Here is a 15106-nt window from a genome sequence, read left to right as displayed (position 1 = left end):
AAGGAGAATTCATGCCACAAAATAGTAATGAAGCAGCCACTAAAATTATGCAGTGGGCAGATCACCTCGCTACTTTCACGGCAATGGAAGGCGGTCTACTTCGCGCTTATTTAACACCTGAGCATCAATTAGCGCACCAACAAATTGAAGAGTGGATGCAACAAGCTGGACTACAAACGTGGGAAGACAGCGTAGGTAATCAATGGGGCCGAAAAGTATCATCGAACCCAACATTACCGACACTGTTAATCGGCTCTCACAGCGATACCGTAGCAAATGCAGGTAAGTATGACGGTAACTTAGGGGTATTATTAGCGATTGAAGCGATGTTTCAATTAGTTGGTGAAGAACTGCCCTTCCATGTCGATATCGTGGCTTTTGCCGACGAAGAAGGAACGCGCTTTAACACCACATTAATTGGCTCAAGTGCAGTGGCAGGTTGCTTTCAACAAGACTGGTTAGCGATACAAGATAGCCAAGGTATTAGCATGGCCCAAGCGATGCGTGACTTTGGTTTAGATCCAGCGTTAGCAGGTCAAGATCAAAAAACCAAAGAAGATACCCTAGCCTATTTAGAAGTGCATATTGAACAAGGCCCAGTATTAGAAGATCTCGATTTACCAGTAGGCGTCGTGACTGGTATTGCCGGTGCAAAACGCTATCAATTCAAGCTTAAAGGGATGGCTGGCCATGCTGGTACAGTGCCTTTAGCTTTGCGACGAGATGCGATGTCTGGTGCAGCACAAATGATCAGTGCTATCGAAAAATTTGCCTTTGAACATCAAATTGTAGCAACGGTTGGCCGTTGTGATGTTTTCCCTGGTGCAGTGAATGTCATCGCAGGTGAAGTTCATTTCACAGTGGATATTCGCAGTCAATCTCAATCAACATTAGAAAACTGCTGCAAACTACTATTACAGCAATTAAGCGATATCGCTGAAGCGCGTCAACTAACCTTACAGCATGAAAAGCTGTATCAAGCTGAAGCGGTTTTATGTAGTGATGATTTACAACAGAAATGGGGTGAAGTCGTTGAGCAATATACTCACAAAGAACCGTGTTTTCTATCCAGTGGCGCAGGACATGATGCGATGGTCATGACCAATATTACTGATATCGGCATGTTATTTGTTCGCTGTGAAAAAGGCATCAGCCATAACCCAAGAGAACAAGTGATTGAGTCTGACGTTGCCGTTGCTTTGGACTGTTTAACTGACATGATCAGAAAGCTAGCAGTATAAAAAAGCATTACAATAGTCAGTAAATGTGCTTGAAAATAGCTTTTAAAATAACGTTCAAAAAAACGGACAAAAACGGCGCTTAAATAATGTATTTAAGCGCCGTTTTTATGTGAGTACACCAAACAAAAAGCTATTTGAATTAATTAAAAATCACTCCGAGTAAGGATGATTTTCTATCCAATGTTTTGCAATCTCATCTCGGCGTGCAATCCATACATCATCATGTGACTGTACGTAATCTAAGAACTTTTTAAGCGCCATAAAACGACTTGGTTTGCCAATAACACGGCAATGTAAACCAATTGACATCATTTTAGGTTTGTCACTTCCTTCAGTATAAAGACAGTCGAAACTGTCTTTTAAATACTGGAAAAATTCATCGCCATGGCTGAAACCATAAGGTGATGAAAAGCGCATGTCGTTATTATCTAGCGTGTAAGGAATGACTAAATGCGGACGCATATCTTCGCCATCTTCACAGCTTGGTACTTGTGACCAAAAAGGTAAATCATCGCCGTAATAATCTGAATCGTAAGTTAAACCGCGCTGCTCTCCAACCAATGTTCGTGTATTAGGAGAATCGCGACCTGTATACCAACCTGTTGGACGAGTACCCGTTAGTTTTTCAATAATATCTAACGCCTGATGCATGTGCTCACGCTCTTCTTCAATTGGCATATGCTGATAATGGATCCACTTTAAACCATGACAAGCAATTTCATGACCGTCTTCAATAATTGCTTTAGTGACTTCAGGGTTACGCTCTAAAGCAGTGGCAATGCCAAAAACAGTTAATGGTAAGCCACGTAATTTAAACTCATTAAGAATACGCCACACACCTGCTCTTGAGCCATATTCATATAATGACTCCATACTCATATGTCGTTCAGGGTAAGCTTCTGCTCCCGCTATTTCAGATAAAAATGTTTCTGAATGTGCATCACCATGTAAAACACAATTCTCTCCACCCTCTTCATAATTCAGTACAAACTGAACGGCTATTTTTGCTTTATTAGGCCAGTTAGCATCGGGTACATTATCGCGACCATAACCAATATAATCACGTGGGTTATCACTATTCATTGTTAACTATCCTTATTTACTTTTTGATTAGTTTGCTTTTTAATTAATTACTCTATTATTAATTATCAGCTTTTATTATTTTTTACTGTTATCCCAGTGCTGATAACGACCATGAAATGCTTTGTTAAATGGCAAACCGTATTGACCTATTTGGGATGTTTTCAGACTAAGTTGATGCAAAGACTCAGCAAGCTTTACAGCCGCTGATACACCATCAATAACAGGCACTTGTAGCTCTTCAGCCAGTCTTACGGCTAAATCAGACATGCCAGCACAACCTAATACAATCGCTTCTGCACCATCAATTTTAATCGATTTTTCACATTTACTTTTAAGCTCAAGATAAATATCCTCGCTTGTATCCTCAAGGTCAAGTACTCCGATATCAGTGGCACACTTCACACTCAAAACGACGATTAACTGAATGTTAATCGCCTAAAAAACAATCTCTACATTGGAAAACCATAATAAGTTGCATAGGCTATTCTCTTATATTTTTATATATAACAATTAACATAAATTTTTATATATAAATACTTTAAATATATTTTAAAGCACCATTCATAGACCCCATTTATTGCGCACTTAAAGTGCGAGTACTGCACCAATAAAGAATCAACTTAAATTACAACTCTTCCAAATTTATTTTAAAAAAACAATAACTATATGTTTTAAATGAACATTTATTGTTTCTCATTAAATGGCACGATCGTTGCAAAAATAATTAATATAGCCGCAATCGTTTCAGTAAAAAATAAGGAAATACACATGAGTGATGAATCTGAGTTAATCTATAAACTTGATGATAACCCATCGAACAAAGAGTCATTTTTTGCTGCGATACAACATGTATTAGCGAGCTTTATTGGTGTTATCACACCAACACTTATCATTGGCGGTGTACTTGGCTTAGGTGATGAAATTCCTTATTTAATATCGATGGCATTAATGGTTTCAGGTGTTGGTACTATCATTCAAGCTAAAAGACCAATGGGTATTGGTGCAGGCATGATATGTGTTCAAGGTACTAGCTTTGCATTTTTAAGTTCAGTATTAGCAGCAGGTTTTATTGCTAAAGCGAATGGCGGTGGCCCAGATGAAATCCTAGCACTAATTTTTGGTGTTTGTGTTCTAGGTGCTTTTGTAGAAATTTTTGTGAGTCAGTTTGTTGATAAATTAAAACGCGTTATTACGCCAGTAGTAACGGGCACGGTAATTACTATTATCGGCATTAGTTTAATCAAAGTAGGTTTTACTGACTTAGCTGGCGGGCAGTGGTTATTAACCAATAAACCAGAGCTTTTTGCGAGTTTTGATAATCTATTTTTAGGTGCCCTAGTAATGGTCAGCATTATTGCTGCACATAAATATGGCAATCAATGGATACGTTTATCTTCAATTATCATTGGTATGATTGTGGGTATGATAGCGGCGATGATGATGGGTAAAGTTAACTTTAGTGCCATTACACATGTTGAGTCCGTGATCAGTATTCCTATCCCATTTAAATATGGTTTTTCATTCGACATCGCCGCTTTCATTCCTATTGCATTAATTTATTTAATTACAGCCATTGAAACATCGGGTGATATCACGGCTAACTGTATGGTTTCAAAACAGCCAATAGCAGGTAAGTCATACATAAAACGCATTAAACAAGGTATTTTAGGCGATGGGGTGAACTCGTTAATTGCAGGTGTATTCAATACGTTCCCTAATACAACATTCAGTCAAAATAACGGCGTTATTCAATTAACCGGTATTGCGAGTCGCTTTATTGGTGTTTGGATTGGCGCTATCTTAATCATCATGGGTTTATTCCCACACATTGGTGCGCTATTCCGCGCGGTACCCAATTCGGTATTAGGTGGTGCAACGATAATAATGTTCGCTACGGTTGCGATTGCAGGCGTAAAAATCCTGACACACGTAGAATTAAACAGAAAAAACATGTTAACACTCGCGGTGTCATTCGGTATGGGATTAGGCGTGTTATTGGTTCCTGAAGTAGTTAATACAATCTCTGTTAATATTGGTGGTGATTTAGGTGCCATCGTAAAAAGTATCTTTGGCTCTCCTATTACTGCAAGTGGTTTGAGTGTAATTTTACTGTCACTGTTTTTAGGTGATTATCCTGAGCAATACAATCCAATCATTCAAGACTTTCCAATTGATGAAGAGATATCTAAAGGGATTAAAAACTAGAGTATCAATATGTTGAGTTGGTCATATCATTAACCCATTCAACTTCTTTCTCATTATCAAAAATAAGCTGTGTGGCTTAATTGAAGAAATTATCGTATTAAACGGTAATTCTTCAATTAATTTTTAGATAGTGTGATAATTGTCTTAGCGATTTATGCGACGGCATTAAACTTAATGAGTAACTTAAATCGCTATTAGGTATTATTTACAACTTGGCGTATTTTAGTGAATGTATTTTATTAGATAGCTTTTACAAATGATTTTTTAGACGACTCTTTTTAGATCATTTTTATTGTAGGAAATTGAAAACTAAAAACGTCAAAACAGTTAATGAATAACTTTTACAAACCATCAATACATATATATTAAGGACAATTTATGAAAAAAATATTAACCACCACTGCGGCTGCAGTATCAATCGCGCTTTGCTCACTTGTTGCCAATGCGGCTGATTTTAAACCCGCTGTTGCTTATGATTCAACGGGCAAATTTGATAAATCATTTGGTCAAGCAGTTGCTGAAAATGGTGTTATTAAATTTATGGCGCAGTCTGATACGAAAGTACGTGAATTAGTACCTTCAAGTGACGCACAGCGTGAACAAGGTCTTGAGCGTCTAGCACGTAAAGGCTTCAGCCCAATTCTTGTTGTAGGTTTTTTATACGCAACGCCATTACAAAAAATAGCGGCTAAATACCCTGATAGCAACTTCATTATCATTGATGCTGTTGTTGATCTACCGAATGTAAAATCAGTGCTATTTAAAGAGCAAGAAGGTTCATTCCTTGTGGGTGCACTGGCAGCAATGAAGTCTAAAACAGCTAAAGTTGGTTTTGTTGGCGGGATGGACATCCCACTCATTCGTCGATTCGCTTGTGGTTATGAGCAAGGTGCTAAATTCGTGAATCAAGACGCTGAAGTATTCCAAAACATGACGGGTTCAACAAATGCGGCATGGTCTGATCCAGCACGTGGTTCAGAATTAGCAAAAAGCCAATTTAGTAAAGGTGCTGATATCGTATTTGCAGCCGCTGGCGGAACAGGCGTTGGTGTTTATCAAGCCGCTGCTGATGAAGGTAAATATGCAATCGGTGTAGACTCGAACCAAAACTACATTCACCCAGGTGTTATGTTAACGTCTATGGTTAAACGTGTTGGCGTAGCAACGGTTGATGCATTTAACGCAGCTGAAAAAGGTAACTTTACTGCTGGTATCCAAAATCTTGGCCTAAAAGAAAATGGCGTAGATTGGGCATTAGACGAGTTCAACCGCGATTTAATTACGCCTGATATGGAAGGTAAAATTGCCGGTATCAAAGCTCAAATAGTCTCTGGTGAAATCAAAGTACACGATTACATGAGTGATAATACTTGTAAGTACTAAATCTCCTCGAAAAAATAATTATGCCTCCTTGTTGTCAACTTTTTGTTGCCAATGCTTTAGTGCGAACCCTTCGCATCTAAAGTAAGGGGGCATTTTTAGCGATCTATATCAACGGACAGAATAGAGAAACTTAATTTATGTCTCAACCCCATAATCAACAAAATATTGCCTTAGAGCTCTGTGGTATCGATAAAAAATTCGGTGCAGTACATGCTAACTGTAATATCAACTTAAAGGTACCTGCAAGCACGATCCATGGAATAATTGGTGAAAATGGCGCAGGAAAATCAACCCTAATGAACATCATCTATGGGTTTTATATTGCAGATTCTGGCGATATTAAAATATCAGGTAAAGTACGTAAATTAACCAGTTCTAAAGAAGCAATACGTTACGGCATAGGCATGGTTCATCAACATTTCATGTTAGTGGATAACTTTAGTGTATTAGAAAACGTAATTTTAGGTGCCGAAGACGGCGCGTTACTAAAGCCTAGTTTAAAAAAAGCACGTACTGAATTAGAACGTTTAGCAAAAGAATACCGATTAGATGTCCCATTAGATGCATTAGTTGAAGACTTACCTGTGGGATTACAACAACGAGTCGAAATCCTAAAAGCCTTATATCGTGGCGCTAAGATCCTTATTCTTGACGAGCCAACAGGCGTATTAACCCCTCAAGAAACAGATCACCTATTTAAAATATTTGATGCGCTACGTGACAAAGGCGTCACCATCTTATTGATCACTCATAAATTAAGAGAAATCTTAGCAGCCACTAATAATGTATCCGTCATGCGCCAAGGTGAAATGGTCGCACATCGTAAAACAGCTGAGACCAATAAAGAAGAACTTGCAGAGCTAATGGTTGGCCGTAAAGTCAGACTTAAAGTAGAGAAATCAGTAGCAACACCTGAAAACGAATTATTATCTACCTCAAAGGTAACTTACACCGATGAAATGGGAGTAGACCGCTTAAAAGATGTTTCTATCTCAATCAAATCCGGTGAAATTGTTGGTATTGCAGGGGTTTCTGGAAACGGTCAGTCAGAGTTAATGAGTGTATTAGCAGGACTTATCAAACCTAATTCAGGCCAAGTCAATATCGGACAAACATGTATTGATTCAATGCATCCGAGCTCTGCTGCACAAATGCGTGAGTTAGGTGTTGGGCATATTCCAGAAGATCGCCTTGTGATGGGTTTGATCAAATCATTTAGTGCAGAAGAGTCGGCTATTTTAGGGTATCAAAACTCGCCAACCTACAATGGCAAACTGCTTAATAAACCAAAAATGATTAACCAAGAATGTGCTCGATTGATGGAGGAGTGGGATGTACGTCCTCGCGATCCTAAATTACGTAGCTCATTGTTTTCCGGCGGTAACCAACAAAAATTAATCATCGGGCGAGAAGTCGATAAAAATCCAGATGTGTTATTAATTGGTCAACCGACTCGCGGTGTCGATATTGGTGCGATTGAATTAATTCATAAGCGTATTATCGAATTACGAGATCAAGGTAAAGGTATATTACTCGTGTCAGTAGAGCTCGATGAAATCATGGCGTTATCAGATCGTATTATTGTAATGTTTGATGGTCACATCGTTGGAGAAGTGAGTGCAGAGCAAGCCAATGAAAAAATCCTCGGCATGATGATGGCCAATATAATGCCAGATGAGCTTCTAACTACAACACAACAAACAACCTCTGGAGAACAAATATGAACGACTCAAAGATTCCAGCATGGGTAAATATTATTGTTCTTCCTTTAATTAATATTCTTTTTGCCTTTGCTTTTTCAGCCATTATTTTTATTGCGGTTGATGTTAACCCTATCGAAGCAGCAAAAACCATGATCAGTGGTGCGTTAGGTTACCAAGAAGGGATTGGCTATACTTTTTATTATGCCACTAACTTTATTTTCACCGGCCTTGCTGTTGCCGTCGCCTTTTCTGCTGGTTTATTTAACATCGGTGGTGAAGGACAAGCTTATATCGGTGGTTTAGGTGTTGGCCTTGCTTGTTTAGGCTTAGACCATACTTTACCTTTCTGGGCTATTTTACCGATCACCATGTTTGCCAGTATGGCGTTTGGTGCATTATGGGCGTTTATTCCAGCCTATTTACAAGCTTATCGCGGTAGTCACATTGTTATTACCACCATCATGTTTAATTTCATCGCTTCTTCATTAATGGTTTATTTAATGGTGAATGTGTTGAACCAAAAAGGACAAATGGCACCCGTATCACGCGTTTTCGAATCTGCCGCTGTCTTGCCTGGTTTCCATGAAATAGTCGGATGGTTTGGGTTAAGCTTTTCTGAATCCCCGATGAATTTGAGTTTTTTAATTGCCCTACTTTGTTGTGTATTGGTTTGGTTATTATTATGGAGAACACGCTGGGGTTACGCGATACGAGCAATGGGAGCAAGCCCTTCAGCCGCTGAATATGGTGGTATTAACCGTAAACGCTTAATCATCATTGTGATGTTAATCTCTGGTGCTTTATCAGGTTTATTAAGCCTGAATGAAGTGCAAGGTTACGGACAACAACTTAAATTAGGGTTTGTAGCAGGATATGGTTTTACCGGTATTGCGGTTTGTTTAATCGGTCGAAACCACCCTTTTGGTATTATTCTAGCGAGTGTTTTATTTGGTATTCTTTATCAAGGCGGTGCAGAACTTTCCTTCGACTTCCCAAATATTGACCGTGAAATGATCCAAGTAGTACAGGCATTAGTTGTTCTATTTAGTGGTGCCTTATCGTTAATGTTAGTAAAACCGACAGAACGATTATTTGTATACCTTGATGCCAAGAAAAAACCTAAAAACCAATTAGCAGCGGAGGCTTAAATTATGTATGAAAGTATCATTTTAATACTCGATGCAACCTTAAGAGTATCAGCTCCACTTATTCTTGCTGCGTTGGCAGGCTTATTTTCTGAACGCTCAGGGATTGTAAATATTGCGCTTGAAGGAAAGATATTAGCTTCAGCATTTGCAGCTGCAGCCACTGCCTCAATAACAGGCTCAGTGACACTAGGGTTATTAGCGGCAATGGCAACATCAGTTCTGCTAGCTATGCTGCATGGTTTTGCATGTATAACACATCGTGGTGACCAGATAGTGTCAGGTGTTGCGATTAATATGCTGGCTGCAGGGTTAACCGTTACATTAGGTCGTTACTGGTTTGGACTTGGTGGTCAAACACCACCTTTATCGCAAGGTGAACGCTTTACGTCGATTACTTTACCAGGTGCTGATGCAATTGCAGACGTGCCAGTGATTGGGTTACTTTATAGTGAGCTCATATCTGGTCATAACATCTTAGTGTACTTATCACTATTAATCGTACCTGTTTGTTGGTGGATCATCTTTAAAACACGTTTTGGCTTACGTTTACGTGCAGCAGGTGAAAACCCACATGCTGTTGATACTGCCGGTATCTCTGTTGCTTGGTTACGTTATCGAGCACTGATCTGTGCCGGTATATTAACAGGCATAGCGGGTGCTTATTTATCCACTGCACATAGTGCTGGGTTTGTGCCCAATATGAGTGCGGGTAAAGGTTATATCGCACTAGCGGCACTTATTTTTGGTAAGTGGAAACCTGTTCCTGTGTTGTGGGGCTGTTTACTGTTTGGCTTCTTAGACGCGATGGCCATTCGCCTACAAGGTGCGGAGTTACCATTTATTGGTGAAATACCAGTGCAAGCAATTGAAATATTACCTTATGTATTGACGGTATTGTTACTTGCTGGTTTTATTGGTCGCGCTGTAGGACCAAAATCAATTGGTGTGCCTTACGTTAAATCTCGTTAGGTTTATATCTAGATTGCTGTTTTTTAGCAGTAATCTAGACTTATTAAGTCTAAATACAACTCTCTTATCGACGCTGATATAACCTAATTACAATCCAGCTTATCGACGGTCTTCCCCTATTCAAAAACACCCTTTTACACATTAAATATTATTTAATCTCAATTCTGGTTAATGAAAAAACAATTACATTTAAAATCATAAGGTTATATTCATTACTATACTGTCTCGTTAGTTTTGCATAGTTCAGGCAATTATTGATGCAATAACGAGTTATTGAGAGATAATTTAACGCAGAAATCCACGAAAATAGCGGTGTTGTATCGCTTTGCTTATCCAGGACAGAGGTTACTTAAACACTTCAATTAAATGAAGGCGTAAAAGAATAGGTAAATAGAAAAAAGAGAGGGATAGAGAAATAGACAAAATTAAATTATATTAATCTAAGTCGCTTGCCTGATGTATCAGGAATGGCTTTATTACTTCATATTTTTTAGCTCTATAAGGCGACATTCCACTCGTTATTATAGAGATTCAATTTAGATTACTTAATCAAGGATGTTAAAACGTTATGGCTAATTTCTTAAAAAAATCACTACTCACTATTGCACTTAGTAGTCCTTTTATAACACCAACAGTATTGGCAGATGATCATGTCGAAACAGCAAACCCTTTATTGTATTCAGTGGCATGGAAACAAACAGCGGCTGAATACCAAGCGCTTTACTACCAAGGCTTTAATATCGCTCGTATGCACGTAGAACTCGCATTAGCGAAGCATAAAAAAGGTGATAAACCACTTGCTATCGTGTCTGATTTTGATGATACCTTAGTGCTTCCCCTTGATTACTGGGCAATGTTAGTTGATAAAAATATCGACTTTTTCGACGATCCTATTTGGGATGGATGGATCCCAAAAAATAAAATGGTGGCATCTCCAGGGTCAAAAGAGTTTTTAGCTTTTTGTGCAGAAAATAACGTGGAAATTTTTTATATCACTAGCCGCGAACAAGGTGAAAAGACCTTTGAGTACGCGCTTGGTAATATCAAGCACTTAGGTTTCCCACTGAAAGATGAAAGCCACCTTACGGTGTTACGTGACACATCAAATAAAGAAACACGTCAAAATGAAATAATGAAAGATTATGACGTGGCTGTTTTTCTTGGTGATAGCCTCAATGATTTCCGTCGTAAATATTACGTCAAAGGCGATGTTGCAGGGCGTAAAGCGAAGATGGAAGAAGACCGCGACTTATACGGCAAAAAATACGTATTGTTCCCTAACCCAACCGATGGTCATTGGATGGCAGGTATTTTTGGTCAATCAGAACCTGAAGCTAACGATGAAAACAGAAAGAAATTAAAACAAGCAGCGGCGGGTAAGCTTTAAGCTTAAATAACATAACGTCAAAATAAAGCTTTAAAACAAAAAGCGCGATTGGATCTGTTCGATTAAATAGCGCTTTATTTTGATGAGTATCCCCCTCTTTACGAAAGGCTATCTCTCCAGTCAACTAACGCTTCAATATGAGCAGGACCAATCCCACAACATCCACCGATAATATTTGCACCAAGACGATGCCATTTTTTAGCAAATTGTAGATATTCTTCAGGTGAAAGATCGCGAGATCCTTGCACCGCTTCATTAGCTTTGTGAGTAGCTGAAATAGGCACAAAACTATTAGCGAACGCACCGATACTTATCTGCTGTTTACTATCTTCTGTATTAGTCTTTTCTTTATGGTCTGCATCGTTTATAACGCATTCAATTAAGACTTTATTAGTATCTAATATTGCTTGCTCAATGACTTCGGGAATAGAGCAGTTAAAGAAAATGCCATCAATATTACCTTCTTGCAAAATCGCTTCAATAGCCGTTGTCACCAACTCGCCAGAACGTAATCGTGCTGATTCGCCAACTTGATCGCTCAATGTAAATGCATAGTGACAAGGCTTTGTTGACCCTTTAAGCACATTGACGATGACCAATGCCTCTTCAACACTTGAAATGGTTTCAGCAAACCATAGGTCGACGTGTTGGTCCTGCGCGTTAAATAATGTGTTTAATATTTCAAAGGCACGCTTGCTCTCAAATAAGTCAGGACGATAAGATCCAAAAGCAGGTGGTAATGATCCAGCGACTAACACGTCTTTTTTAGAGGCTTTAACAACTTCTTTCGCAATAATGGCAGCTTGCTCGGCTAATGCATAGCCTTGCTGTTGATAGCGCGTCTCGCCGAGATGAAATGGCACACAAGCATAACTATTCGCGATGATAATTTCGGCCCCAGCATCAATGAACCCTTGATGTGCTTGAGTCACATAATGTGGTGCTTCAATCAAAGCCTGAGCACTCCATAGTGGTTGAGAAAACGGCGCGCCAATGCGTTTAAGTTCACGCCCCATACCACCATCTAATATTGTTAATGTTTTCATTATGGACTTCTATACGTCTAAATTAATATGTGTTTATTTAAACATAATCACAGAAAAAACATACTGAAACTTCATCAGGATAAAGATGAAAAAAATTCAATCTAAAATATTTTTTATACAACATACAAAAGCTTGATAGCTCAAGAGTAACAATAAAGCAGATAAATGAGATAAAACGAGTTGAAAGTGATGAGATTATTTTTGTTTGTTACTTCTCTAGTCACTATTCTCTAAGGTTCCTCCTCCTTAAAAAAATACATCTTTAGTTACACTAGTCATTAGATTATAATAAAAATATAAAAAATTGACCTTTTGGACGTAAGCATCTAAATACAGGTCTACAATACAGGGTAATTAGTCATCTACTAATAGTATTTAATTATCCTAGGAAATAAAATGCCTAATGTTCATCCTAAATTAATAGAAGTTGTCATTGATCAAACACCAAGGGCAATGGCTGCTATGTTATTAGTTTCCTTTGCTTATTTTTTTATATTCATTCAATTCATTCCCTTAAAATTTATGTTTAGCTGGTTATTATTTCAAGTAGTCTTAGCTGTCTACCGTTTGCATAATGCAAAGATGTTTAAAAAACATTTGAAAAATAAAGACACAAAAAAAGTAAATAAAAATGAAATTTATTTTATGATTTTAAATGTTTTTCAGGCATTAATGTGGGCGATATCTTCCTTGTTAGTGGTTATTTATGCTGATCAGCCATTTGAGTTTGTTATGTTTGTTGTTTCTATTGGCGTGATTACCGCCGCGACATTATCTATGTCAGCACTCTATAAAGCTTATTTAATCTTTCTCTTTTCCTTAATCATCCCTCAAATTATGATCATGCTCTATTATGGTGAAGAGCAACATATTGCGTTAGTTATATTCATTCTAATTTACATACCAGCAATTATTTTGCTCTCTAAAGCTATGTTAACAAGTCGAATATCAAGCATTGAAGCGCATGAAGCATTGGAAAAAAGCACTGAAAAATTTCGACAGTTATCGATAATTGATACCCTCACTAACATCTATAACCGACGTTACTTTTTTGAGATGGCACAAAACCTAATTTTAATGGCTTCCAGAGAACAACATAAAACCGCCCTTTTAATGCTTGATGTCGATTACTTTAAGCGGATAAACGATACTTATGGCCATCAGGCTGGTGATTTCGTTCTCGTAGAATTAGCTAAATCGATTAAAGAAATGATGCGAAGCAGTGATCTTTTTGCACGTGTCGGCGGTGAAGAATTTTCCATTTTACTGAATAATACATCGCTTGTTAAAGCACAAATAATCGCAGAGAAAATACGAAAAATGATAGAAGAAAAAGAGTTTATTTATAATACAGTTTCTATTAAAACAACGGTTAGCATAGGTCTTTCTGAAGTAAACAAAGAAAACTTTTTACTTGAAAACATTTATAAAAATGCAGATACCCAACTCTATAAAGCAAAAGAAATGGGTAGAAATAGAGTCTGTCCATAACCTAAAAAAACAGCGTTTATCTCTTTATGTTATAGAATGATTCTAACTTAAGCGGCGGCGGCTTTAATTCAAAAATATTAAAGCCGCCGCACTTATGGCTTGAAGACAAGTTGTGTATTAATCACCTATGTTTAAATTATTGCTTCGCTGCCTTTTTAATACGGTAGTTTTCAATCCAAATTCCTAGGGTTTCACGTTCTTCCTCGGTCATATTGGTTAAATTTGCTAACGGCATATCTTTATTTAATACTGCGCGAGAGTAAATTTTTTCATGTTGTGTTTCTACCGCTTCTATCGAATCAAGTGTAAAGCCTAACGGCGCACTAGCAAACATTGCTGACGTCGGCGTTGCACTATGACATTCGGTACAATGCTTTTCTACAATATTCCAAGCTTGTGCATCTGAAATCTGTGCAACATCAACTCCCCCTTCATTAGTCTCAGCCACTCTCGGCGCAAAGCTTTCCCAAGGAGCAATCGCTAACATTAATACAAAAAAAGCAGCGATACCGCTTATCAAAACAGAAGGTTTATTAATATGACGATGCTTAAGGTTGAAGTAATGTCTTATCCACATCCCAATAACGATTAAAGCAATTAACACTAACCAACCATATTGATGTGTATAAGTGTGCGAAAAGTGATTACTTAACATGATGAAAATAATCGGTAACGTCGCGTAGTTATTATGAATAGAACAAAGCTTCGCTTTTAACCCAACCGATGGATCTGGAATTCGCCCTGCTTCAACTTCTTTCACTAGGTAACGCTGCCCCGGCATGATGATGTGATAAACATTACCCGCCATACAAGTACCAATTAACGCACCAATATGGATATAAACCGCTTTATCGGCAAATAATTGGTCAAATCCCCAAGCCCATAAACCTAGTAATACAACACTTATTGCTGCGAATAAAAAACCATTTTTAACCAATGCTGAGTTACATAACGCACGATAAACAACATACCCAACCGCGATACTACCGAATGACGTCCCAATCGCAGCTAATTTAGTTAATTCACTTTTACTGCCGTCTAATAAATTAACATCAGCACCAACGTAATACAGCAAGCTAAACAACAATGTACCCGTGATCCAAGTAGTATAAGCTTCCCATTTAAACCAGTGTAACGTTGTTGGCATGTGCTCTGGGCCATTCTTATATTTAGCGACTTCATAAAAACCACCGCCATGTATCGCCCATAAATCACCACTAATGCCTTTATCAGCCTTTTCTTTCGGTGGTGTTTCTAAGCTATTGTCTAACCAAGCAAAATAGAACGAGGCGCCGATCCATGCGATACCTGCAATAACGTGGAAATAGCGTAAAACTAAATGAGCTACTTCAATTAAATAATTTTCCATATTTTTTTGTCCTGTTTATTTTTCTTCTTTATTATTTTTATTTTCTACGCTGTCTCTGTATCCGTTACACCTTATTAGGCT

12 protein-coding genes are annotated in these 15106 nt (G+C 38.1%); 8 read left to right on the top strand and 4 right to left on the bottom strand.

What is annotated here, in order from left to right; all coding sequences use genetic code 11:
• The first annotated feature begins 11 nt into the window (after window positions 1–11).
• Window positions 12–1241, top strand: coding sequence for an allantoate amidohydrolase (locus SP041_RS04185; RefSeq protein ID WP_025564343.1), 1230 nt, complete (start codon window positions 12–14; stop codon window positions 1239–1241).
• A 150-nt stretch (window positions 1242–1391) separates the two neighbouring features.
• Here SP041_RS04185 and puuE read toward each other — a convergent pair whose 3' ends face one another.
• Both puuE and SP041_RS04175 read right to left on the bottom strand, forming a co-directional pair.
• A complete protein-coding gene (gene puuE, locus SP041_RS04180) occupies window positions 1392–2324 on the bottom strand; it encodes an allantoinase PuuE (protein ID WP_025564340.1) in 933 nt (310 codons plus the stop codon).
• Window positions 2325–2399: 75 nt separating this feature from the next.
• Complete coding sequence (locus SP041_RS04175; RefSeq protein WP_025564339.1) at window positions 2400–2726, bottom strand: aspartate/glutamate racemase family protein; 327 nt, start codon at window positions 2724–2726, stop codon at window positions 2400–2402.
• 366 nt (window positions 2727–3092) lie between these two features.
• On the opposite strand from SP041_RS04175, the gene SP041_RS04170 reads away from it, so the two are divergent.
• From SP041_RS04170 to SP041_RS04145, 6 genes are all read left to right on the top strand, one after another.
• Window positions 3093–4529, top strand: a complete 1437-nt coding sequence (locus SP041_RS04170; protein WP_025564337.1) for a nucleobase:cation symporter-2 family protein — start codon at window positions 3093–3095, stop codon at window positions 4527–4529.
• A gap of 378 nt (window positions 4530–4907) precedes the next feature.
• Complete coding sequence (locus SP041_RS04165; protein ID WP_025564334.1) at window positions 4908–5912, top strand: BMP family ABC transporter substrate-binding protein; 1005 nt, start codon at window positions 4908–4910, stop codon at window positions 5910–5912.
• A gap of 137 nt (window positions 5913–6049) precedes the next feature.
• The gene (locus SP041_RS04160; protein ID WP_025564332.1) at window positions 6050–7636 is read left to right on the top strand and encodes an ABC transporter ATP-binding protein; all 1587 of its coding nucleotides are present in this window, start codon (window positions 6050–6052) and stop codon (window positions 7634–7636) included.
• Complete coding sequence (locus SP041_RS04155) at window positions 7633–8763, top strand: ABC transporter permease (protein WP_025564330.1); 1131 nt, start codon at window positions 7633–7635, stop codon at window positions 8761–8763. The genes SP041_RS04160 and SP041_RS04155 overlap by 4 nt, the downstream gene beginning before the upstream one ends.
• Window positions 8764–8766: 3 nt before the next feature.
• On the top strand, window positions 8767–9732 hold the full coding sequence (locus SP041_RS04150; RefSeq protein WP_025564329.1) for an ABC transporter permease: 966 nt from the start codon (window positions 8767–8769) through the stop codon (window positions 9730–9732).
• Window positions 9733–10300: 568 nt separating this feature from the next.
• The gene (locus SP041_RS04145) at window positions 10301–11119 is read left to right on the top strand and encodes an HAD family acid phosphatase (protein WP_025564327.1); all 819 of its coding nucleotides are present in this window, start codon (window positions 10301–10303) and stop codon (window positions 11117–11119) included.
• A 98-nt stretch (window positions 11120–11217) separates the two neighbouring features.
• On the opposite strand, the gene SP041_RS04140 is transcribed toward SP041_RS04145, so the two are convergent.
• A complete protein-coding gene (locus SP041_RS04140) occupies window positions 11218–12165 on the bottom strand; it encodes a homocysteine S-methyltransferase family protein (protein WP_025564325.1) in 948 nt (315 codons plus the stop codon).
• Window positions 12166–12561: 396 nt separating this feature from the next.
• On the opposite strand from SP041_RS04140, the gene SP041_RS04135 reads away from it, so the two are divergent.
• Window positions 12562–13656: a GGDEF domain-containing protein gene (locus tag SP041_RS04135; RefSeq protein ID WP_025564323.1), complete on the top strand. Its 1095-nt coding sequence runs from the start codon at window positions 12562–12564 to the stop codon at window positions 13654–13656.
• 136 nt (window positions 13657–13792) lie between these two features.
• Here the strand turns inward: SP041_RS04135 and SP041_RS04130 are convergent, their stop codons facing one another.
• Entirely contained in the window at window positions 13793–15025 is a 1233-nt protein-coding gene (locus SP041_RS04130; protein WP_025564321.1) for a urate hydroxylase PuuD, read from the bottom strand.
• Window positions 15026–15106 lie beyond the last annotated feature (81 nt).

It is taken from the genome of Psychromonas sp. SP041 (assembly GCF_000470315.2).
GTDB lineage: Bacteria > Pseudomonadota > Gammaproteobacteria > Enterobacterales > Psychromonadaceae > Psychromonas.
The sequence above is the reverse complement of the archived record's forward strand: the minus strand, read 5'-3'. Positions and strand labels throughout refer to the sequence as shown.

Coding starts and splice junctions, on each gene's coding strand:
- SP041_RS04165 (WP_025564334.1), top strand. CDS start 4,908: ATGAAAAAAATATTAACCACCACTGCGGCTGCAGTATCAATCGCGCTT.
- SP041_RS04155 (WP_025564330.1), top strand. CDS start 7,633: ATGAACGACTCAAAGATTCCAGCATGGGTAAATATTATTGTTCTTCCT.
- SP041_RS04140 (WP_025564325.1), bottom strand. CDS start 12,165: ATGAAAACATTAACAATATTAGATGGTGGTATGGGGCGTGAACTTAAA.
- SP041_RS04160 (WP_025564332.1), top strand. CDS start 6,050: ATGTCTCAACCCCATAATCAACAAAATATTGCCTTAGAGCTCTGTGGT.
- SP041_RS04130 (WP_025564321.1), bottom strand. CDS start 15,025: ATGGAAAATTATTTAATTGAAGTAGCTCATTTAGTTTTACGCTATTTC.
- SP041_RS04145 (WP_025564327.1), top strand. CDS start 10,301: ATGGCTAATTTCTTAAAAAAATCACTACTCACTATTGCACTTAGTAGT.
- SP041_RS04150 (WP_025564329.1), top strand. CDS start 8,767: ATGTATGAAAGTATCATTTTAATACTCGATGCAACCTTAAGAGTATCA.
- SP041_RS04170 (WP_025564337.1), top strand. CDS start 3,093: ATGAGTGATGAATCTGAGTTAATCTATAAACTTGATGATAACCCATCG.
- puuE (WP_025564340.1), bottom strand. CDS start 2,324: ATGAATAGTGATAACCCACGTGATTATATTGGTTATGGTCGCGATAAT.
- SP041_RS04185 (WP_025564343.1), top strand. CDS start 12: ATGCCACAAAATAGTAATGAAGCAGCCACTAAAATTATGCAGTGGGCA.
- SP041_RS04135 (WP_025564323.1), top strand. CDS start 12,562: ATGCCTAATGTTCATCCTAAATTAATAGAAGTTGTCATTGATCAAACA.